At 68.5% G+C, this 19,990-nt stretch carries 19 protein-coding genes; 11 read left to right on the top strand and 8 right to left on the bottom strand.

What is annotated here, in order from left to right; genetic code table 11:
- Positions 1-12: 12 nt before the first annotated feature.
- The 3 genes from ACFWFP_RS28445 to ACFWFP_RS28435 are packed head-to-tail and all read right to left on the bottom strand — an operon-like array spanning position 13 to position 3,927.
- Positions 13-627 (bottom strand): DUF6262 family protein, encoded by a 615-nt coding sequence (locus ACFWFP_RS28445; protein WP_379300031.1) that lies wholly within the window; start codon positions 625-627, stop codon positions 13-15.
- Positions 614-2,821, bottom strand: a complete 2,208-nt coding sequence (locus tag ACFWFP_RS28440) for a tyrosine-type recombinase/integrase (protein WP_379300029.1) — start codon at positions 2,819-2,821, stop codon at positions 614-616. The genes ACFWFP_RS28445 and ACFWFP_RS28440 overlap by 14 nt, the downstream gene beginning before the upstream one ends.
- Positions 2,818-3,927, bottom strand: coding sequence for a tyrosine-type recombinase/integrase (locus ACFWFP_RS28435; RefSeq protein WP_379300124.1), 1,110 nt, complete (start codon positions 3,925-3,927; stop codon positions 2,818-2,820). Before ACFWFP_RS28435 ends, ACFWFP_RS28440 begins: the two co-directional genes overlap by 4 nt.
- Before the next feature lie 69 nt (positions 3,928-3,996).
- On the opposite strand from ACFWFP_RS28435, the gene ACFWFP_RS28430 reads away from it, so the two are divergent.
- Positions 3,997-4,470, top strand: a complete 474-nt coding sequence (locus tag ACFWFP_RS28430) for an HNH endonuclease family protein (RefSeq protein ID WP_379300027.1) — start codon at positions 3,997-3,999, stop codon at positions 4,468-4,470.
- Between the two features lie 53 nt (positions 4,471-4,523).
- On the opposite strand, the gene ACFWFP_RS28425 is transcribed toward ACFWFP_RS28430, so the two are convergent.
- Positions 4,524-5,330 carry a sulfurtransferase gene (locus tag ACFWFP_RS28425; protein ID WP_379300122.1) on the bottom strand — a complete coding sequence of 269 codons (807 nt, stop codon included), beginning with the start codon at positions 5,328-5,330 and terminating at the stop codon, positions 4,524-4,526.
- A gap of 284 nt (positions 5,331-5,614) precedes the next feature.
- Here ACFWFP_RS28425 and ACFWFP_RS28420 point away from each other — a divergent pair, with 284 nt between their 5' ends.
- Complete coding sequence (locus ACFWFP_RS28420) at positions 5,615-6,817, top strand: benzoate/H(+) symporter BenE family transporter (RefSeq protein WP_379300025.1); 1,203 nt, start codon at positions 5,615-5,617, stop codon at positions 6,815-6,817.
- Positions 6,818-6,839: 22 nt separating this feature from the next.
- Here the strand turns inward: ACFWFP_RS28420 and ACFWFP_RS28415 are convergent, their stop codons facing one another.
- Complete coding sequence (locus ACFWFP_RS28415) at positions 6,840-7,331, bottom strand: Lrp/AsnC family transcriptional regulator (protein ID WP_378663135.1); 492 nt, start codon at positions 7,329-7,331, stop codon at positions 6,840-6,842.
- 171 nt (positions 7,332-7,502) lie between these two features.
- Here ACFWFP_RS28415 and pdhA point away from each other — a divergent pair, with 171 nt between their 5' ends.
- The 7 genes from pdhA (at position 7,503) to ACFWFP_RS28380 (ending at position 14,530) form a co-directional block, all read left to right on the top strand.
- Complete coding sequence (gene pdhA / locus ACFWFP_RS28410; RefSeq protein ID WP_379300023.1) at positions 7,503-8,585, top strand: pyruvate dehydrogenase (acetyl-transferring) E1 component subunit alpha; 1,083 nt, start codon at positions 7,503-7,505, stop codon at positions 8,583-8,585.
- Entirely contained in the window at positions 8,582-9,556 is a 975-nt protein-coding gene (locus ACFWFP_RS28405) for an alpha-ketoacid dehydrogenase subunit beta (protein ID WP_379300021.1), read from the top strand. Before pdhA ends, ACFWFP_RS28405 begins: the two co-directional genes overlap by 4 nt.
- Before the next feature lie 14 nt (positions 9,557-9,570).
- On the top strand, positions 9,571-10,890 hold the full coding sequence (locus ACFWFP_RS28400) for a dihydrolipoamide acetyltransferase family protein (RefSeq protein ID WP_379300019.1): 1,320 nt from the start codon (positions 9,571-9,573) through the stop codon (positions 10,888-10,890).
- A 425-nt stretch (positions 10,891-11,315) separates the two neighbouring features.
- Complete coding sequence (locus ACFWFP_RS28395) at positions 11,316-11,735, top strand: hypothetical protein (RefSeq protein WP_379300017.1); 420 nt, start codon at positions 11,316-11,318, stop codon at positions 11,733-11,735.
- 85 nt (positions 11,736-11,820) lie between these two features.
- Positions 11,821-13,218, top strand: a complete 1,398-nt coding sequence (locus ACFWFP_RS28390; protein ID WP_379300015.1) for a nucleobase:cation symporter-2 family protein — start codon at positions 11,821-11,823, stop codon at positions 13,216-13,218.
- A 165-nt stretch (positions 13,219-13,383) separates the two neighbouring features.
- Complete coding sequence (locus ACFWFP_RS28385) at positions 13,384-14,187, top strand: SDR family oxidoreductase (RefSeq protein WP_379300013.1); 804 nt, start codon at positions 13,384-13,386, stop codon at positions 14,185-14,187.
- Between the two features lie 127 nt (positions 14,188-14,314).
- Complete coding sequence (locus tag ACFWFP_RS28380; RefSeq protein ID WP_379300011.1) at positions 14,315-14,530, top strand: hypothetical protein; 216 nt, start codon at positions 14,315-14,317, stop codon at positions 14,528-14,530.
- Positions 14,531-14,533: 3 nt separating this feature from the next.
- Here the strand turns inward: ACFWFP_RS28380 and ACFWFP_RS28375 are convergent, their stop codons facing one another.
- Both ACFWFP_RS28375 and ACFWFP_RS28370 read right to left on the bottom strand, forming a co-directional pair.
- Positions 14,534-14,950, bottom strand: coding sequence for an acyl-CoA thioesterase (locus tag ACFWFP_RS28375; RefSeq protein WP_379220519.1), 417 nt, complete (start codon positions 14,948-14,950; stop codon positions 14,534-14,536).
- A gap of 7 nt (positions 14,951-14,957) precedes the next feature.
- The gene (locus ACFWFP_RS28370) at positions 14,958-15,890 is read right to left on the bottom strand and encodes an AraC family transcriptional regulator (RefSeq protein WP_379300009.1); all 933 of its coding nucleotides are present in this window, start codon (positions 15,888-15,890) and stop codon (positions 14,958-14,960) included.
- Positions 15,891-15,984: 94 nt separating this feature from the next.
- Here ACFWFP_RS28370 and ACFWFP_RS28365 point away from each other — a divergent pair, with 94 nt between their 5' ends.
- Positions 15,985-16,830, top strand: coding sequence for an NAD(P)H-binding protein (locus tag ACFWFP_RS28365; RefSeq protein ID WP_379300007.1), 846 nt, complete (start codon positions 15,985-15,987; stop codon positions 16,828-16,830).
- 114 nt (positions 16,831-16,944) lie between these two features.
- Positions 16,945-18,276: an MFS transporter gene (locus tag ACFWFP_RS28360; protein WP_379300005.1), complete on the top strand. Its 1,332-nt coding sequence runs from the start codon at positions 16,945-16,947 to the stop codon at positions 18,274-18,276.
- Here the strand turns inward: ACFWFP_RS28360 and ACFWFP_RS28355 are convergent.
- Positions 18,266-19,960, bottom strand: coding sequence for a nitroreductase family deazaflavin-dependent oxidoreductase (locus ACFWFP_RS28355; RefSeq protein ID WP_379300003.1), 1,695 nt, complete (start codon positions 19,958-19,960; stop codon positions 18,266-18,268). The two genes, ACFWFP_RS28360 and ACFWFP_RS28355, sit on opposite strands and share 11 nt — an antisense overlap.
- Positions 19,961-19,990: the final 30 nt, after the last annotated feature.

The following is a 19,990-nucleotide window of genomic DNA, read 5'->3' as shown; positions in this document are numbered from 1 at the left end:
TGACGATAGCGGTCACGCCGAGTCGCTTTCACGATCTTGCCCGGTTTGCCGAGATGGAGATGCTGTCTGCATCATGCGCTTGAGCGCGGTGCGGGCAGCGAGAAGTTCCTCGTCCAGCGCGGCTGCACGGCCAGTGGCGGTATCAGCACGATCGCGTTCGGTTTCGACCTGCGATCGCAGGTCGGCGGCGATTCGTTCGAGCTCGTGGATGCGCTCGACGAGCCGTTCGTGGGGAACTTGCTCGAGCTGCCCGCCGAGCAGCAATTGAACCTTCTTGCTCAGTTGCTCCCGTTCGGCCCGCAGGCTGCGGATTTCGTCACGTGCCAGCAGCAACTCGGTGCGCAGACCCTCAGCGCTAGCGTTGGTGGTTGCCCCTCGCCGCGGGCTTGGGCTGGTGGTTACCTGCTGGGCGATGGCGGCTTGGACTGCATCGTGGACTGCGGTGGTGTTGTAGATGAACCAGGTGGACACGGCCGCGCGCCGCGCGACCTCGCTGATGGTGATCCGCTCGCCCGCGGCGAGCAGGTCAGCGACGGCGGCCAGGGCGCGCTCGTGTTTGGCGGTGCTGTCACGGCGGCGGGCATCGATGAGTCGGCGGGTGCGTTCGGCACGATCAGCTACTGCCATGGCGTGCGTCCTTGCGGGTAGTGATCGAGGCGAGGGGGATGAACGCGGCGGCTTGGCGCGCCTTGCGCAGTTCGCGCGCGGCGTCTTCGACACCGGCGCGCTGCTCGGGCGGCAGTCCGGCGAGCATGTCGGCCATCGAGGTGACAACGGTGGAGAACGCGCTGATCTGAGCATCGAAGTTGCCGATGACCCAGTCGGCGGCGTCGGTGGCCAGCGCGACCTCCTTGTCGGCTCGCAGGCTGGCGACGTGCTGTTCGATCGCCGGAAGATAGGACGGGTCCGGGGCGTAGAACGAGCAGCCCGCGCATTGGAATCGGACCGGGCAGCGCTGGCCGCCGGCTTTGATGTTCGACGGCTCGGTGCAGTTGCCGAACGGGACGGCCACCGACTGGCGTTCGTAGTCGGTGGCGGAGGTGAAAGCCGCGGGGCGCCCGGACCGGTCAACGACGAATGCGGCGATCTTCTCGGTCGCAGATCGCTTGCGCTTCAACGAGATCGAGTAGTAGCCCATCGTGGTCTCGATGCTGCGATGGTCCATCAGTTCGCAGAGGACATCGACCGGAGTGCCGTTGTCGGCATGGCGCTGCGCATAGGCATGCCGCAGGCCGTAGGGGGTGATCACCGACCGGTCGAAGGGAATGGGGTTTCCCGCGTCATCAAGGCGCTGATCGACGATCTCGGGGATGGCGTCGGTCCAACTCGCGAAGACCTTCGTACCGAAGTGCTGGGACGTCAGGTGCCCCCGGCGAATGTTGTTGCGGGTACCCGGAGTGGGAAATACCCACTCGTGCAACGTATCCGGAACAGAGAGTTGCTCAAGATGGTCGAGCCAGGATCGGATCACCGTGGCGGTATCCTGGTGGATCGGCAGCCGCCGTCCCATCCGCCGGCGCTTGTGGTTGTCGTAGATGAGCGTCGGCTTGCCCTCGACCCAGTCCAGGCAACCGCGTCGCAGCGACGTGATCTCGTTCGGGCGGCGACCGGTGTCGCGCAGGATCTTGTAGACCGTCTGATACATCCTGGCGAAATCCGTTGCCGCCCATCCGGCCATCGCGTAGCTGGAATGGCTGCCCAGCAGGTCGATGTGCGCGTCGAGTTGGGCGATGACGTGTTCGGGGATCGTTCGGCCGAGGTCGTCCTCGGTGATCTCGACGGGCGCGATGGAATGAAACCGCGGGTCGATCGCGAACCCGCCGGGAACGGCGTCCATGGCGCCGCTGCGGCGGGAGTGCTCGATCATCCGGCGCCAGCACCCGAGCAGGCCGCGCTGATGCGAGACCGAGTACGCGACGCCGTTGCGGTCGGCGCCGCCGCGGAAACCGTCGATGACCGCGCTCATGTCGCCGATGTCCAGCAGGTCATGGCGGTCGCCGTTGGAACGCAAAGACAGTTGCCGCGAGGCGATTTCGACGGCGTGGATGGTCTGCCGTAACACCGTCACCGGTGGTCGGATCTCGCGGGCGAACCGCTTGGTCACCTCGCGCAGCCAGAGCTGGTCGATGCCACGGAAGTCCACGACACCACCAACCGCGCGGTAGTGACGGTCTGCTGCAGCCTGCAGGCCCACCACCGCCGGATTCCAGATGTCGCCCAGTGTCGGGTCGGTGCCGGTGAACACGGTGTGCGCTCGCAACAGATGCGTGACGATCGACCGAAATACTCCTCGTGCGTCGGCGGGCAGCGCGTTCTCGAACCCGGCGTCACCGGCCAGCAGCAGCAAGGACTCGCAGCTGGGCGGCAGTTCGACAACGATGCGGCGAACCCGAGCCGGGACCAGGGCGAGGTTGTCACGGTCACGCTGAGAAAGCCCGTAGAGCAGTTCCTCCGCGAGTACCGCATCGACTCCGCTGAGATCGAAATGGCCGACGATGGCAGGCTCCGGGCCGGGGCGCGGATGTGCGTCCGGGTCGAAGGTCCGGTCGAAACTGTCCTGGTCGCCGCTTCGATTGCAGTAGCGCCGACAGCGCGAGCAACGTCGGTTGTGGTTCTCGACCTGGGTGTTACAGCGTTCGACGCGACAAGCGAACACCGACGTCATCGGGTTCCCGATCCGGCCGGTGAATACCCGCCGCTGCGAGTCCCACTCCCCGGCGCGCCAATCCGGATCCAGCTGCGCGGCTAACCACTGCTGCCAGCTCGGCCGGTCCTCAACCGTCGGCGGGCTCCACGTAGTGACCGTTGCCGGGGCGCTCACACGCCCACTCGTTCCACAGCCGCGCGCAGATCCTGGGGGTCGGGATGCTGGTAGATCGCGGTCGAGGCCCGGCTGACGTGGCCGAGCAGAGCCTGCACCACATCGATGTCGACGCCGGCGCGGGTCCACGTTGTTCCGGCGGTGTGGCGGAGCATGTGCGGGCGCAACCGGAATCCGCACCGATTGCCGATTCGTTCGACGATTTGCTTGGCATTCGAATACGACATCGGCGCCCCGGCCTGCGCACCGACGAGGTTGACCAGCACCAGATCACTGTCCATTGCGGCCGGAACCTGGTCACGTTCGAATAGATACTCCCGATACTGGGCCACGACCTCGCCTTCCACCGGAACGACCCGTGCCCGGCCGCCCTTGGCGCGGGCCGAGTTCGAGTTGTTCTGCCGGGGCACCACATGCACGTGTGCTCCTGTATGGGCGCATCCCAGATGCGTCGAGGTCGGCAGCAGATGCATGTCCTCGCGGCGCAGGCCCAACATCTCGCCGATCCGCAGCCCGGCCCGCACCAGCAGCAAAACCAGGAACCGGTCACGCGCGGTCCGCGCCTGCGTCAGGGCCGCCGAAAGCTGGTCGGGAGTAACAGTTTTCGGTGCTACCTCAACTTCTGGCGCCTTGAGCGCTCGACTGCGGATCATCCGGAACTGGCCACCTTCGCCGACGTCGAAACCGGTGGGGAGATGAGCCAAATATTTCGGTTGGGACAACCCCGCGATCGTCTCGGACAAGACGAACCCCCGGGAAGCGCAGAACCGCAGGAACTCACACACTGCGATCAACACAGCGTTCACCGACTTGCCCGCCCGTGTCCCGCCGTGGATCTTCGGCGTCTGTTCCACCGTGAACTTGAATCGAGCCAAGTCACCAACCCGTACTGTCCGCCAATCCAACCCGAGTCCCGAAGCCCAGTTCAAGAACCAACACACCCGCGGGACATACGCACGAACAGTGTTTGGCGATCGCCCCGCACCGTGCAGGAACAGCACCCACTCGGCCACCTCCGCGACCGGCCGACACGATTCCTCGTCAACGATCACCCAGCTCACTCGCCCCGTCGTGGGCGATACCACCTTCTCGACAACGACCGCCATCAGCCCACCCATCGCTTGTCCCTCCTGTGCCACAAATGCATTCGGATAACAGCGAGGCACGGATGGGTGGTGACACCGATTCTCTTGTCCCTCGGACATGGTTCGGCACTAGAGATAACCCGCAACAATGTGCTGGCGACGCAGTTGCGCGAGGTGGTGCATCGCGGCCGCTGCGTGGTGGTGGAGGGAATTCTCACCGACCCCTACACCGCCACCGATATCCGCTTCAGCAAGTCCGATGGCGGCCGGATCCAGATCGACCATGTGTACCCGCTGGCCGCCGCCTGGGACATGGGCGCCGCCACCTGGACCCCCGGCCAGCGCCGCCGCTTCGCCAACGACCTCGCGGTGAATCTCCTCGCGACCGGCGCCGCCACCAACCAGGCCAAGGGCGACGACACCCCCGCCGAATGGCTGCCGCCCGCGCGACCCAACCACTGCTTCTACGCCGCCAAGTACCTCACCGTGGCAGTCGACTACGACCTACCCATCACCGCCGCCGACAACGCGACGCTGCACGACATCGCCCGTGGCTGCCCGTGAGGCCGCAGCCGATCGACCCGAGGCTTCGCCCAGTCGAGGTCGGCGACTCGTGCTCACGCTCCGGTAGCGACGGCCCGTTTCGGGTCGTTCGACCACTGCGAGTAGGAGCCCGGGTAGAGGGCGGCGTCGATGCCCGCGAGCGCGAGAGCCGCGATCTGGTGGGCGGCGGTGACGCCGGATCCGCAGTACACCGCGACCGGGCCTGCGCCGAATCCCGCGAAGCGGGCGCGAAGTTCTTCGATGTTTCGGAAATGCCCTGTGCCGTCCAGGTTTTCGGCGGTCGGCGCACTGACAGCGCCGGGGATGTGTCCGGGGCGCGGGTCGATCGGTTCGACCTCGCCGCGATACCGCTCGCCCGCACGCGCGTCGAGCAGCACGCCCGGCCATTTCGCGACGGCGTCGGCGTCGAGCACCGGCAGCCCGCCGGGTCGCACCACCAGGTCACCGCCGACCGGATCCGATTCGGCACCGGTCGCGAGTTCCCCGCCGGCCGCGATCCACGCGGGCAGCCCGCCGTCGAGGATGCGCACGTCGTCCACACCGGCCCAGCGCAGCAGCCACCACGCCCTCGCGGCCGCCATGCCACCGGTCGCGTCGTAGACCACCACCGGATCGCCCGAGCTCAATCCCCAACTGCGCGCGCACTTCTCGAAGGTGCCGGGATCGGGCAGCGGATGCCTGCCACGCAGGGGCGCGGGCGCGGCGGCCAGCTCGGTCTCCAGGTCGACGAACACCGCGCCCGGAATATGGCCGTCGAGATAGTGCTGCGGACCATCGGGATCACCCAGCGCCCACCGAACATCGAGCAGATGAATTGCCTTGTCCGCCAGCTCTTCCCGAAGCTCAGCCGACGAAATCAACACCGCGCCCAATCTCACTCCTCGTCCAAGCCCCCGCCTGCGAAACCTTCCCGACACCCTACGCACCGGGCCGACTTCGCGGCACCTATCGGCGCACGACGATCACCGGCGCATCCGGCGACAGCACCGCACGCGTGCGAGCACGCCGGCCTCGCCCCGATCGGAATGTGGAGCCGATCGCAGGCCGATCGCCCAACTGGACCGGACCGTATCCCGCATGAATCAGTCCACTTTCACGGGACTGGCAGGCGACGACCCCCGCTTCGTCGGGCAGTATCGGCACAATGTCGCAGGTCTGCACCCCTTCTCCCGATATCGCCGGCAAACCGGCGGGCATCGCCCAGCCGCTCGGCGCGGGCGCTGTCACCGCACTGGTCGGCTTCACGAGCTCGTTCGCGGTGGTGCTGAGTGGTCTGCGCGCGGTGGGGGCGAGTCCGGTACAGGCCGCATCGGGATTGCTGATCCTGTGCTTCACCCAGGGCATCGGCATTCTGCTGCTGAGCGTGCGGTATCGAATCCCGATCACGCTGGCCTGGTCCACCCCGGGTGCCGCTCTGCTCGCGAGCACCGGACTGGTCGCGGGCGGCTGGCCCGGCGCGGTCGCGGCGTTCGCGGTGACCGGCGTGCTGATCGTGATCACCGGGCTGTGGCAACGGCTCGGCTCGCTGGTGGCCGCGATCCCGGTGCCGATCGCGCAGGCGATGCTGGCCGGTGTCCTCGTTCCACTGTGCCTGGCCCCGGTGCAGGCGCTGCGCACCTCGCCCGCCGTGGTCGTCCCGGTCATCGTCGTGTGGCTGGTCCTGCAGCGGTTCGCCCCCAAGTGGGCCGTGCTCGTCGCCTTCGCTACCGCAGCCGTCGGGACCGGCGTCGACATCGTCGTGCACAACCGGCACCTGGAATTGTCCGCCATGGTTCCGACGGTGGAATGGACTGTCCCTCAGTGGCATTGGCAAGCCGTCATCGGCATCGCCATCCCGCTCTACATCGTCACGATGGCCTCGCAGAACATTCCGGGCGTCGCGGTGATGCGCTCGTTCGACTTCCAGGTCCCGTGGCGCCCCGCCATGCTCGTCACCGGGATCGGCACCGTCCTCGGCGCGGCAGCGGGCGGCCACGCGATCAACCTCGCCGCCATCAGCGCCGCCCTCGCCGCCGCACCGTCCGCGAGCCCCGACCCCAAGCGCCGGTGGATCGCCGCGGCGACAGCGGGCGCCGGCTATCTCGTCCTCGGGCTCGCCTCCGCCGCCCTGGTCACCCTGATCGCCGCCGCGCCCGCGGGCACCATCGAAACCGTCGCGGGCCTTGCCCTGCTCGCCACCCTCGCCGCCGCCCTGACCGGCGCCCTCAGCGACCCCACCCACCGCATGGCCGCGCTGGTCACCTTCCTCGTCGCCGCGTCCGGCACCACCCTCTTCGGCATCGGCGGCGCCTTCTGGGCCCTCGTAGCCGGCCTCGTCGTGCGCCGCTTCCTGCCCACCGGCACCTGAGGGCCCCGCGGCGGGGCCGAGTTCAGTTCGGGCCTGCCAGCCGGTCGAGCAAGGGTCCGGTGCGCGGTCCCACCAGCTCCCGCATGACCAGAGCCATATTGGTGCGCTCCACGCCGGGGATCTTCAGGATTCGGCCCGCGATGCGGTAGAGATCGTCGGCGTCGCGGGCGACGATGCGGACGGTGAGATCGGTGGCGCCGGTCATACCGCAGACCTCGGTGACCTCGGCGACGTCGGCCAGCTCGTCCACCACACTGTCGAGCCGGTGCTGGTCGACCACGACCGCGACGAACGCTGCCAGCGGATAGCCGAGGGCGCGCGGTTCCACCCGGCGTTCGAAGCTGCCGAGCACCCCACCGCTGTCCCACCGGGCCAGCCGCGCCTGCACCGTGTTGCGCGACAGACCGAGACGCGCCGCGAGCTCCACCCCGGTGGCACGGGGATTCGCGATCAACTCGCGCAGCAGACGCGCGTCGGTGGCGTCGAGTGTCACGTCGGGTTCGCGACTGGTCATACAACGCAGTATGACAGCGGACGACCCTCAGCGACCATGCATTCTGCTCAGCTGGGTGTGTACAGCTTGCGCACACCGCATTATCGTGGATGCTGAGTGATACACATCGCACTCAGCGGAGTGGCGTACCTGCATCGGCCCACAAGGCGCGGTAGCGAGGAGGCGATCACGATGTCGCAGAAGCAGACCTACCCGGTCCAGCTGGTTCAGCCCGACGGCCGCCGGGTGTTCGACAAGGAGCACGGCGCGCTGGTCGCCGACATCGATGCGCGGCGATTGCGGCAGCTGTATCGCGACATGGTGATCACCCGCCGGATCGACGTCGAAGCGACCGCACTGCAACGCCAGGGCCAGCTCGGACTGTGGCCGCCGCTGCTCGGCCAGGAAGCCGCGCAGGTCGGCTCGGCGCACGCGCTGCACCCCGACGACTACGTGTTCTGCTCCTACCGCGAAACCGCCGTCGCCTATTGCCGCGGCGTCCCGCCCGAGCAGCTCACCGCCCTGTGGCGCGGCGTCTCCCACCACTGCTGGGACCCCGCCGAGGTCAAGATGACCAACGCCAATATCGTCGTCGGATCCCAGGGGCTGCACGCGACCGGATACGCCTTCGCCGCCCACCTCGACGGTGCCGATATCGCCACCATCGCCTACTTCGGCGACGGTGCCACGAGCCAGGGCGATCTCGCCGAGGCACTCGGATTCGCCGCGGCGTGGAGCGCGCCGGTCGTGTTCTTCTGCCAGAACAATCAGTGGGCGATCAGCGAACCGGTGGCCGTGCAGAGTCATATCCCGCTGGCCCGCCGCGCCGATGGTTACGGGATTCCCGGCGTGCAGGTGGACGGCAACGATGTGCTCGCCGTCCTCGCCGTCACCCGCCAGGCCGTCGAACGCGCGCGCACCGGCGGCGGCCCCACCTTCATCGAGGCGATGACCTACCGGATGGGCCCGCACACCACCGCCGACGACCCGACCCGCTACCGGACCGCCGCCGACACCGAGTACTGGGCCCAGCGCGATCCCATCGAACGCGTGCGCGTGCTCCTCGACCGCGAGGGCGAGCTCTCCCCCGAATTCGCCCAGCAGGTCACCGACGAGGCCGACGCGGTCGCCCGCCGGCTGCGCACCGCGACGATCGAGATGCCCGACCCCGATCCGGTGCGGATGTTCGACAACGTCTACGCGACCGAGCACCCACTGATGACCGAAGAGCGCCACCAGCTCTCGGCCTACCTCGCCGAAGGAGCGCAGTCATGATCACCACCTTCGCCGCCGCCCTCAACGTCGGCCTGCGCAACGCGATGGAAGACGACGCCAAGGTCGTTTTGCTCGGCGAGGACATCGGCCGGCTCGGTGGCGTGTTCCGCGTGACCGACACCTTGCAGAAGGACTTCGGCGACAACCGCGTCATCGACACGCCGCTGGCCGAATCCGGCATCGTCGGAACGGCTTTCGGAATGGCGTTGCGCGGATACCGTCCCGTGGTGGAGATCCAGTTCGACGGTTTCGTCTACCCGGCCTTCGACCAGATCGTTTCGCAGGTGGCCAAGATCCACAACCGGACCGGCGGAAAAGTGAAGGCACCGTTGACGATCCGCATTCCGTTCGGCGGCGGCATCGGCGCGGTCGAGCACCATTCGGAATCGCCCGAGGTGTATTTCGCGCATACCGCGGGTCTTCGGGTTGTATCACCGAGTACGCCCGCCGACGCGTATTCGATGATTCGCCAGGCGATCTCACTGGACGACCCGGTGATCTTCTTCGAACCGAAACGTCGCTATTGGGACAAGGCCGACGTAGATTTCGAAGGCGAACCGGATCTGCCCCTGCACAAGGCCAGGGTCTGTACCCGCGGCGCCGACGCCACCGTCGTCGCCTATGGCGGCACCGTCGCCACCGCGCTGACCGCGGCGAAGATCGCCGCCGAGGAAGGACATTCGCTCGAAGTGATCGACCTGCGCAGTCTCTCGCCGATCGACGTCGACACGATCGCGGAATCGGTGGACAAGACCGGCAGGCTGGTCATCGTGCACGAGGCACCCGTGTTCGCCGGGCTCGGCGCCGAGATCGCGGCCCGCGTCACCGAACGCTGCTTCTATCACCTCGAGGCACCGGTGCTGCGCGTCGGCGGCTACGACATCCCCTACCCCCCGGCTAAGCTCGAAAAGCACCACCTGCCCGACCCCGACCGCATTCTGGCGGCGGTCGACCGCTGTCTAGCCGCGTGACGAAAGGTGCCCCCGTGCCGGAACCAGCCGCCGACGACGACGGTCATGTTCTCGAATTCCGCCTCCCCGACCTGGGCGAAGGCCTGGCCGACGGCGACCTGGTGTCCTGGGCCGTCGCAGTCGGCGACACGGTGGAACTGAACCAGACCATCGCCGAGGTGGAGACCGCGAAGGCGGTGGTCGCGCTGCCGTCGCCGTTCTCCGGGGTCGTGGTCGAACTGCTGGCTCAGCCCGGTGACACCGTGCCGGTCGGCGCGCCGCTGATCCGGGTGCGCAACGATCTCGAGGTGTCGGCCCCGCCGACCGCGGAGCCCCGTTCGAACGTGCTGGTGGGTTATGGACCCGAGGCCGAATCGACCTCGCGGAGAAGGAAAGCCACGCCGTCGATGGCCTCGAGCACGCCGAGCACCCATCGCGCCGCCGCGACCCCCGCGGCCCGCAATCTGGCCAAGGAACTCGGCATCGACCTGTGGTTCGTCGCGGGGTCGGGGCCGGAGGGCGCGGTCACCGTCGATGATGTGCGCTCGGCCGTGCCGGTGACCCAGCCGCGCACCCCCGCCCGCCTCGGCGATGTCGTGCCGGCGCCGTCGAACGGCCACGTCACCGACGGCGACGGCCTCATCGAGCCGACCGCGCGCGAAGTCCGCACTCCCGTCTCGGGCATCCGCAAACGCACCGCCGCCGCGATGCAGGCCAGTTCGCGCACGATTCCCCAGGCCAGCACCTTCGTCACCGTCGACTGCACGGCCTCGATGGAACTGCTCGACCACCTGCGCACCACCACATCCTTTGAGGGGCTCACGCTCACCCCGCTGGCGCTGGTCGCCAAAGCCACGCTGGCGGCGATCGCGGAGTACCCGGGGATCAATACCGCGTGGGACGAGCAGAACCAGGAGATCGTCACCAAGCACTATGTGAACCTGGGGATCGCGGTCGCCTCGGATCGCGGCCTGATGGTGCCCAATCTCAAGGAGGCGCAGTCGCTGAGCCTGCGCGAGCTGTGCCGCGAGATCAGCTGGGCGGCCGACACGGCCCGCTCCGGCAACGCCACCCCGAACGACCTGCGCGGGGGCACCTTCACCCTCACCAACGTGGGCGTCTTCGGTGTCGACAGCGGCGTCCCCCTGGTGAATCCGGGCGAGGCCGCGATCCTGTGCCTCGGTTCGATCCGCAAGCGCCCCTGGGTCTTCCGCGACGAACTGGCCGTCCGCTGGGTCACCACCCTCGGCCTCAGCTTCGACCACCGCATGGTCGACGGCGAACTCGGCGCCCGCTTCCTCGCCACCACCGCGGGTTTCCTGGAGGACCCGTTGACGCTGCTCAGCCGCATCTGAGCACGCGTCGGGACCCGGCCGTATAGTTCGGGCCGGTGCGCGTCCGACCGGACTGCGCACCGCGCGAACGCATGTCGGCAGGTGTATCCGAGGAAACAGGGGGCGTCATGGGGTATCCGTATGGGCAGCAGCAAGGCCAGGGCTATCCGCCTGTCGGGCAGCAAGGCTACAACCCGTACGGCCAAGCCGCCCCCGGGTACGCGGCACCGGGCCCCGGCGTTCCCGGGTACGGCGCTCCTGGGCCCGGTGTACCCGGCTACGGAGCTCCCGGGTATGGAGCTCCCGGGTATGGAGCTCCCGGGTATGGGGTTCCCGGCCCCGGCGGACCCGGCTACGGTTATCCCCAGCCCGCGGCCTCCGGCGCTACCGGAATCATCGCTGCCGTTCTAGCCCTTGTACTTTCGCTGGTTTCCATTGTGGGGGCGGTGATCAGCTACAACGCCACGAGCGCGTACGAGTGCTCCGGCAAACTCGTCCAGAAGTCGGATGGCACCTTCGGGTGTGCGAGCACTTCGGTATCACCGGTGATCATGACCTTTGTCGTCATCGGCGCCGCGATCGGCCTGCTGCTCTTCACCGGCTCGATCCTGCTGTTCCTCCGCAAGACGGCGGGCCGGGTGATCGTCATCATCGTGGCGGCGCTCAGCGCACTCGGCAGCCTCGGCTCCCTCGTGACTCCGGCGTCGTCCTCCCTGACATCCGGCGCGGGTGTGGCCATCGGGCTCGTCCAAGCCGCCGTCGCGGTCTTGATGCTCAGCCTCGCCGCGGCACCGTCGACCGGGCGCTGGATCCGGGCAGCACAGCAGCGACCGAGCTACCCGCAGGGCGGTTACCAGCAGTATTGAACCCGCCGGGTGATATATCCGACCCGCAACGCCGACGAAACACGGCGCTCACTCACGGTAAAAAACGGGGACTACAACCTGTTACATGAGTGAGGCGCATCCCGTCGACACCCGGTTGCCGTTCGCTCGGCAACTGGCTTTCGGCATTCAGCACGTCCTGATCATGTACACCGGCTGTATCACCGTGCCGCTGGTCTTCGGCGCGGCCGCGGGGCTGGACCGCGCGACGATCGCGCTGTTGATCAGTGCGGATCTGCTGGTCGCGGGCATCATCACGCTGGTGCAGAGCCTCGGTATCGGCAAGCTGGCCGGTGCGCGGTTGCCGATCGTCTGTGGCGCTACCTTCGTGGGGCTCAATCCGATGATTCTCATCGCCAAGGAATACGGGCTCGACGCCGTGTACGGGTCGATGCTGATCGGTGGGGTGGTCGGGGTGGCGCTGGCGTGGCCGTTCGCGCGGGTGGTGCGGTTCTTCCCGCCACTGGTCACGGGGACCGTGCTGACCGTGGTCGGGGTGTCGCTGATCGGCGTCGCCGGCGGCCTGATCATCGGGACCGATCCGAAGTCGGCGAACTTCGCCTCGCCGTCGAATATCGGGCTGGCGGCGGTGGTCGTGCTGATCGCGGTCGGGTTCGTGTGTCTCGGGCGTGGTGTGTGGTCGCAGCTCGGGGTGCTGATCGCGCTGGTCGCGGGCATCGCGATCGCGCTGCCGATGGGTTTGATCACGACCGCGGGCGTGGGCGCCGCCGACTGGATCGGGATTCCGCAGCCGTTCCACTTCGGGTCGCCGCAGTTCCCGGTGACCGCGGTGGTGGCGATGAGCATCGTGATGGCCGTGGTGTTCGCCGAGTCGACCGCGAGCATGCTGGCGATCAGCGAGATCACCGGAAAACCGCTCAGTAAGGGCGATCTCGCGCGCGGCCTGGTGGGCGACGGCCTGTCGGGTGTGCTCGGCGGCATCTTCACCGCGTTCGTCGACACGATCTTCAATCAGAACGTCGGCGCGGTCGCCACGACCAAGGTCTTCAGCCGGTATGTCACCGCGGTGAGCGGCGCGATCCTGGTGGTGCTCGGACTGGTGCCCCGCATCGGCGAGGTGGTCGCGGTGATTCCGAAGCCGGTGGTCGGCGGGGTCGGGCTGGTGCTGTTCGCGACGGTCGCCGTCGTCGGCGTCACCACGCTGCTCGAAGCCGACCTGACGGACCGGGTGAACGCCACCGTCGCGGCCACCGCCCTGGGCATCGGCCTGCTGCCGGTGTTCACCAAGGACATGTTCGACAAATTCCCCACCTCGGCCCAGATCCTTCTCGACAGCGGCGTCACCCTCGGCGCGGCCACCGCGTTCCTGCTGAACCTGGCCTTCAACCACACCCCGCTCGGCGCGATGGCCCGCGCCGCGATCGTCAAACCGGCCGATACGGAAGAACCCGCCACCGAAGCCGAACCAACGACCACCACCCCGAGCCCCGCCGTCGCCACCTGATCGAGCCATAAACCAACCACGGCACCGCCATGACCGCATTCCCAACCCCGCACATCCCGACCTCGAGGAGGGATCGCCGACGAAGTCGGCGGTTCGCGCCCGTCCCGTCGACCGCCAGGGGCGCGAACTCGAGCGCGCCAGCGCTCCAAAAGTTACTGTGCGGGGATGGAGATAGCAGGCAAGGTCGCGGTCGTCACCGGCGCGGGCGCGGGTATCGGTGCCGCGCTCGCCTATCGCCTCGTCGCTGGTGACGCGCGGGTCGTCGTCGCCGATCTCGACGCGGACAGCGCGGCGAAGGTAGCGGCCGACCTCGGCGACAACGCGATCGCGGTCGGTGGCGATGTGGCCGACGAGCGGGTGGTGGCGGAATTGATCGCCACCGCCGAGCGCGAATTCGGCCCAGTGGACCTGTATTTCGCGAACGCGGGCATCGGCGGCGGACCCGGCCTCGACAGCACCGAAGCCCAGTGGGCGAACACCATCGAAGTGAACGTGATGGCCCACGTGCGGGCGGCGAAACTGCTCGTACCCGGCTGGCTGGAGCGCGGCAGCGGCTATTTCGTCTCCACCGCGTCCGCCGCGGGACTGCTCACCCAAATCGGTTCCGCCCCTTACTCGGTGACCAAACACGCTGCGGTCGGCTTCGCCGAATGGCTCTCGGTTACCTACGGCGACAAGGGTATTCGCGTGAGCTGCCTGTGCCCGATGGGCGTGGACACCCAGCTGCTCACCGGTGCGCTCATCCCCGGCGACCCGGCGGCGGGCGCGCTGGCGATCAAGGCCGTGAAGACGGCGGGCGCGGTGCTCTCCCCCGAGGAAGTCGCCGACACCGTCGTCGAGGCGATGGCCGCCGAACACTTCCTGATCCTGCCGCACCCCGAGGTATTGCAGATGTACCGCAACAAGGGTGCGGACTACGACCGGTGGATTTCCGGTATGCGCCGGTTCCAGACCATGCTGCGCGCGTGAACAACCCGAGGTGCGCCCGAAAAAATTCGGCGAGGTAGCGGCGAGATCGCTCGATTCCTGCCACGATAGTCTCCAAGCCGCCGGTCACGATCCGCTGATCGGTGGAGGTCTACGCGGAGATCTGGCGATGGCGCACCTGATGTACTTCAAAAAGATTCGCGAGGAGCTCACCGAGGTCGAGTACCTCTGGGGGCCGAGCCGAGAACAACTCGACTCGTCCCTGGTGATCGACAAGCGGACCTTCGCCGCCCTACCCGGACCACCCGACTCGCCCGCGGGCCAGATCATCCTGCGCGCCCGCCGCGGCAGCGAGTGGCCGGAGGTAGGCGTGATCGCCTCCTGAGCGCTAGTCGGTGACGAGCTCCGCGGCCGCTGTCCGCACCACCTCGGGGATCGCCACCGGTTTGCGGGTGTCGGCGTCGACATAGACGTGGACGAATTCGCCGGTGGCGGCGAGCTCGAGACCGTCGTCGCCCGCACGGAAGATCGCCAGATCGTAGGTGATGCTCGAGTTGCCGAGGCGGGCGATCCGCAGGCCGACCTGGAGCTGGTCGGGAAAGCTCACCGAGCCGTGGAATCGGCACGAAGTCTGTGCGACGACGCCGAGCGCCGGCAGCTCGGTGATGTCGGTGCCGGTGGCGCGCATCAGCCAGGCGTTCACGGCGGTGTCGAAGTAGGAGTAGTAGGTCACGTTGTTCACGTGGCCGTACTGGTCGTTGTCGGCCCACCGGGTCGGCATCGGCCACAGGACGGGATAGCTCATCGGGCCATCATGCCGCGCTGCCCTGCCGGTGGTCGCGCGGGCTCACTCCGAAGTGCCGTTTGAAGGCGGTGCTGAGGGCGAAGGCGCTGCCGTATCCCACCTGGTGCGCGATGGCTTCCACCGTCGCGTCGGATTCGGCGAGCAGATCGGCCGCGAGCGAGAGCCGCCATTCGGTCAGGAAGCTCATCGGCGGTTCCCCGACCAGCTCACTGAACCGGCGGGCCAGCGCGGCCCGGGACATCCCGACCGCCTCGGCCAGGGCGACCACTGTCCACGGGTGGGCAGGATTGTGCTGGAGCAGGCGCAATGCCTTGCCGACCAGCGGATCGCTGTAGGCGTGGTACCAGGCGGGGGCGTCGTCGCGGGCGAACCAGGCACGCAGGGCGGCGATGAGCAGCAGGTCGAGCAGGCGGTCGAGGACGGCGGTTTGCGCGGGCAGGTCCTTGGTCGCCTCGTCGACGAGCAGATCGAGCAGCCGGGTATCGAGCTCACCGCGCGGCAGCACCGCGACCTGCGGCAGCGCACGCAGCAATCGTCTGCTCACCGCGCCCGCCGATTCGTAGGTTCCGGTGACCATCAGCGTCTCACCGTCGATATCGGTGCCCCACTGGCGCACGCCCAGACTCAGTGTCTCGCACAGGATCTCACCCTCGGGCGTGGTGGTGACCTGCCCCGGCTGGATGACGACCTGGGGTTCGGTCGCCGGATCGTCGGCCACCGTATACGGCTGCGGCCCGCGGAAAACCGCGACATCGCCCGCGCCGAGTTGCCGCGGCGGCATGGAATCGGTACTGACCCAAGCCTTTCCGCGGATCATCGCGAGCACCGTGAGCGGGGCTTCGTCCTGCACGCGCAGCGACCACGGCGGGTTGAGCAGCGAACACATGAGGAACGCGCCGCGGGCGCGTGGACCTTCGAGCAGACCGGCTAACGCATCCACCTCTCCACAGTAGACGACAACCTGTAGACGACAGCGCATGTTCGTGAGCGGCACGACGATGTTGCCGCGGACCGCGCGACGGTGTACTTATCTCATGACAAACACCGCTTCTCACCAGCAGCTTTCCCTCATCACCGGCGCTACCGGCAAGACCGGCAGCCGGGTGGCCGCCCTCCTCGAAGCCGCGGGCCTGCCGGTCCGTCACGGCTCGCGCACCGCCGCGATCCCCTTCGACTGGACCGACCGGCAGACCTGGGCGCCCGCCCTCGCCGGCGTCGACTCCGTCTATCTCGCCTTCCAGCCCGACCTCGCCGTGCCCGGCGCCCCGGACATCATCCGCGCGTTCACCGCCGCCGCACGAGCCGCGGGCGCGCGCTCGGTGGTGCTGCTGTCCGGGCGCGGCGAACCCGAAGCGCTGGAATGCGAAGAGATCGTGCGGGATTCGGGCCTGAGCTGGACCATCGTGCGCTGCGCCTTCTTCGCGCACAACTTCAGCGAAGGCGCCTTCGTCGATGACGTACTCGCCGGTGCCGTGGCGCTGCCCAACGGCGATGTGCCCGAACCGTTCGTGCACGTCGACGACATCGCCGAGGTGGCGGCGGCCGCGCTCACCGACGCGCGCCACGCGGGTCAGCTCTACGAACTCACCGGTCCCCGCGCCCTGTCCTTCGCCGACGCGGTCGGCGAGATCGCCGCCGCCACCGGTCGCGAGATCGCCTTCATTCCGGTGACCCGGACGGAATTCGTTGCGGCCCTGAGTGAATACCAGGTCCCCGATGACGTGATCAGCCTGCTCGACTACCTGTTCGGCACCATCCTCGACGGTCGCAACACCCCCACCGCCGACGGTGTCCGCCGCGCCCTCGGTCGCGAGGCGCGCGATTTCACCGACTACGCCAAGGAGACCGCCGCCACCGGCGCCTGGACGCCTCGGCAGTAGCCGGACAGTTGATCACCGGGCCCGCACTGAGGCAACGCCCGAGCGGCGAACCGCCAGGGCCTGGTGATCGTGAATTGCCGGGTACCCCCACGCCGAGGCGGTACCGTCGAAGTGGTGGGTTCAGCGACGATCGACCGCAGGTTTCGGATGGCCCGCGCCGCCGTGTTCGCGGCTTTCACGCTGAACGGGGTGCTGCTGGCGATGTGGGTGGTCCACATCCCGGCGATCACCGACCGGGCCGGGGTGTCGACCTCGATGCTCAGCGTGCTCGTGCTGCTGATGGCGGGCGCCGCGCTCGTCGGCATGCGGCTCGCCGGCCCGGCTGCCGACCGGTTCGGCAGCCGCACGCTGGTCGCCTCGGCCGCGTCGGCGATCTCGGTGACCGTGCTCGGCCCGGGACTGGCGACCAGCCCGATCACCTTGGCGATCGCTGTGGCGTGCTTCGGATTCGGTATGGGCGCCCTCGACGTATCGATGAACACCCAGGCGGTGTACGTCGAACGGGCGTATCACCGGCCGATCATGTCCGCCTTCCATGCGATGTTCTCAGCGGGCGGGTTCGTCGGGTCGTTGGCGGGCGCGGCCGCGCAGTACGCGCAGTGGCCGCCGCAGCTGACGTTGACGTGCGCCGGGATCGCGGGATTGGTCGTCACCGCCGCCCTGGTGCCGCACCTGCTCGGCCGTCAACAGCCCGAATCACCCTCGCACCTCGAAGATTACGACAACGAGGATGCGCGATCCGCGAACAGCGCGCGAGAGCGGCCGACAGCCGGCGAACCGGCGGACCTGCGGCACTTCACCGACGCGAGCGACTCGACAGGTTCGCCGACCGGAACCGCCGGTCCCGCCGCTTCTGTTCGGCCCCGCGCCGAATACCGCACCGACCAGCGCAGCGAACGACACCAGCGGGCACGAAAAGTGCTCTCGCTCGGGGCCGTCGCGTTCGTGCTGCTGCTCGCGGAGGGTGTGGCGGCCGACTGGAGCGCGCTCCAGGTTCGCGAGCGCCTCGATACTTCCGAAGCCGATGCCGCCCTTGCCTTCGGCGCCTTCTCCGCGACGATGACCCTCGGACGCTTCCTCGCGGACAGGGTGAACGCGGCGATCGGCCCGGTCGCCATCGTGCGGTACGGAAGTCTGCTCGCCGCAGCGGGATTCGCGGTGGTCATCGGATCACCCTGGTTGCCGTTCACCCTGCTCGGCTGGGCGATGTGCGGCCTCGGCCTGGCGGGCGGTGTCCCCCAGATCTTCTCCACCGCGGGCAATCTCGGCGGCACGACAGCAGCCACGGACATGTCGCGCGTCTTCACCATCGGCTACCTCGGGCTGCTCGCGGGCCCCGCGATGATCGGCTGGCTCACCGCCGCGATCCCGCTGACCGCGGCGCTGGCCGTTCCGCTGGTGCTCACCCTGGCCTGCGCGGCCACGGCGAACGTCGTCAGTCGGTGAAGGTGATCCGGACCGAGACCGGCGTGCTCTGCAACGCGCGGAAGGTCGCCGCGGTCAGCCCGGCGAACACCGGATTGGGTGCGAAGGTGCGAGCCCGAGCGACGACGTCGTCGGCCGGGCGCAGCTCAGCGGTCCCGGTCCGCCACCGCTTCCCCTGGCGGACCCGCACTGCCGGTTCCGCGCCGATATTGGCGGCCCACCCCGACCTGGTCCCGTGCTGGCTGATCACCCACGCGCCGCTGTCGTCGAACGCCACCGAGACCGGCACCACCCTGGCCTGCCCGGACTTGCGTCCGGTCGTCTCGAGCTCGGTCGCGAACGAGGTGCGGATGCCGATCCGGCTCAGCGCGCGGACCGCCGGGTTGGCGACATAGCGACCCACCGCCCGCTCGACCTCGAACTTGCGCCGCTTCGGGTCCTTGTTGTTCATTGTCGATCCCCTTCTACTACGAAACGCGTCTACGCCGTGATGTTTCAGCATGGCCGCCACCGTGAGCCACGGTGTGCGGCCGGGGTCCGGCTCGTCGCCTGCCCCGAGCAGATGCAGCTGATCGGTGTGCCACTGGAGGTCGAGGGCGCCTTCGAGGCTCTTGACGTTGGACAGGGTGGACACTCGCGCGGGCAGGCGCAGCGAGATCTGCGGGGAATGCAGTCGCGCGGTGCGCTCGTGCAGGATCTCACCCGCGGCATTCGGTGACACGGCGCTGGGCCTGCCGAGGCCGACGACATCGCACTCGCCCGACTCGACCGCGTCGACCATGGCCACGCGCGAACGGAATCCGCCGGTGACGGCCAGCGGCACCGACCCGGCGGCCGCCCGGACCGACTCGGCGTACTCGAGGAAGTACGCCTCACGCGCGACGGTGCTCGCCGAACGCGCCGCCGGCCTGCCCATCATCGCGGGCGATTCGTAACTGCCGCCGCTGATCTCGATCAGATCCAGCTGCTCGGCGGCGAGGCGGCGCACCACCTCGCGTGACTCGTCCTCGGTGAAGCCGCCGCGCTGAAAGTCCGCGGAGTTGAGCTTGATCGCGACGGCGAACGATGTCGATACCTCGGCCCTGATCGCGCGCACCGCCTCCAGCACGAATCGCGCCCGCCGGTCCGGGTCGCCACCCCAGCGATCGTCGCGCTGGTTGGCCAGTGGCGAGAGGAACTGTGACACGAGGTACCCGTGCGCGCCGTGGATCTGCACACCGTCGAAGCCCGCGAGCTCGGCGATCCGCGCGGTGGTGGCGAATCGGCGCACGATGTCGACGATCTCGGCGTCGGCGAGCGCGCGTGGCGCCGGGATACCGGGCAGACCAAGCCCGATCGCCGAGGGTGCTACCGGCTGCGACCGCGTCGCGAGCGGATTCGCCTGCCTGCCGGGGTGATTGATCTGCATCCAGAGCCGGGCGCCGCCGTCCTTGGCGGTGCGCGCCCAGCGGCGCAGGTCGTCGAGGTGACGTTCGTCGGCGATCACGACATTGCCCGGCTCACCGAGATGGTCGTGGTCGACCATCACATTGCCGGTGACCACCAGTCCGAAACCGCCGGTGCCCCACCGGCTGTAGAGCCGCTCGAGCCGTTCGTCCGGCGCGCCGGCGGAGGTGCCGAGCCCCTCGCTGAGCGCGGCCTTCATCAGGCGGTTGGGCAGCACTTGGCCGCACGGCAGGGCGAGCGGATCGCTCAGGGCTGTCATGGTCGGCTCCTCCGCGCATCGCGTCGAGTA

Source organism: Nocardia sp. NPDC060249 (assembly GCF_042728755.1).
In the GTDB taxonomy this organism is placed as follows: domain Bacteria; phylum Actinomycetota; class Actinomycetes; order Mycobacteriales; family Mycobacteriaceae; genus Nocardia.
The sequence above is the reverse complement of the archived record's forward strand: the minus strand, read 5'-3'. Positions and strand labels throughout refer to the sequence as shown.

What these genes read in the sequence shown, in the direction of transcription:
- pdhA (WP_379300023.1), top strand. Translation starts at nt 7,503, where the DNA reads ATGTCGCAGAAGCAGACCTACCCGGTCCAGCTGGTTCAGCCCGACGGC.
- ACFWFP_RS28420 (WP_379300025.1), top strand. Translation starts at nt 5,615, where the DNA reads ATGTCGCAGGTCTGCACCCCTTCTCCCGATATCGCCGGCAAACCGGCG.
- ACFWFP_RS28405 (WP_379300021.1), top strand. Translation starts at nt 8,582, where the DNA reads ATGATCACCACCTTCGCCGCCGCCCTCAACGTCGGCCTGCGCAACGCG.
- ACFWFP_RS28380 (WP_379300011.1), top strand. Translation starts at nt 14,315, where the DNA reads ATGGCGCACCTGATGTACTTCAAAAAGATTCGCGAGGAGCTCACCGAG.
- ACFWFP_RS28365 (WP_379300007.1), top strand. Translation starts at nt 15,985, where the DNA reads ATGACAAACACCGCTTCTCACCAGCAGCTTTCCCTCATCACCGGCGCT.
- ACFWFP_RS28445 (WP_379300031.1), bottom strand. Translation starts at nt 627, where the DNA reads ATGGCAGTAGCTGATCGTGCCGAACGCACCCGCCGACTCATCGATGCC.
- ACFWFP_RS28355 (WP_379300003.1), bottom strand. Translation starts at nt 19,960, where the DNA reads ATGACAGCCCTGAGCGATCCGCTCGCCCTGCCGTGCGGCCAAGTGCTG.
- ACFWFP_RS28415 (WP_378663135.1), bottom strand. Translation starts at nt 7,331, where the DNA reads ATGACCAGTCGCGAACCCGACGTGACACTCGACGCCACCGACGCGCGT.
- ACFWFP_RS28385 (WP_379300013.1), top strand. Translation starts at nt 13,384, where the DNA reads ATGGAGATAGCAGGCAAGGTCGCGGTCGTCACCGGCGCGGGCGCGGGT.
- ACFWFP_RS28375 (WP_379220519.1), bottom strand. Translation starts at nt 14,950, where the DNA reads ATGAGCTATCCCGTCCTGTGGCCGATGCCGACCCGGTGGGCCGACAAC.
- ACFWFP_RS28435 (WP_379300124.1), bottom strand. Translation starts at nt 3,927, where the DNA reads ATGGCGGTCGTTGTCGAGAAGGTGGTATCGCCCACGACGGGGCGAGTG.
- ACFWFP_RS28390 (WP_379300015.1), top strand. Translation starts at nt 11,821, where the DNA reads ATGAGTGAGGCGCATCCCGTCGACACCCGGTTGCCGTTCGCTCGGCAA.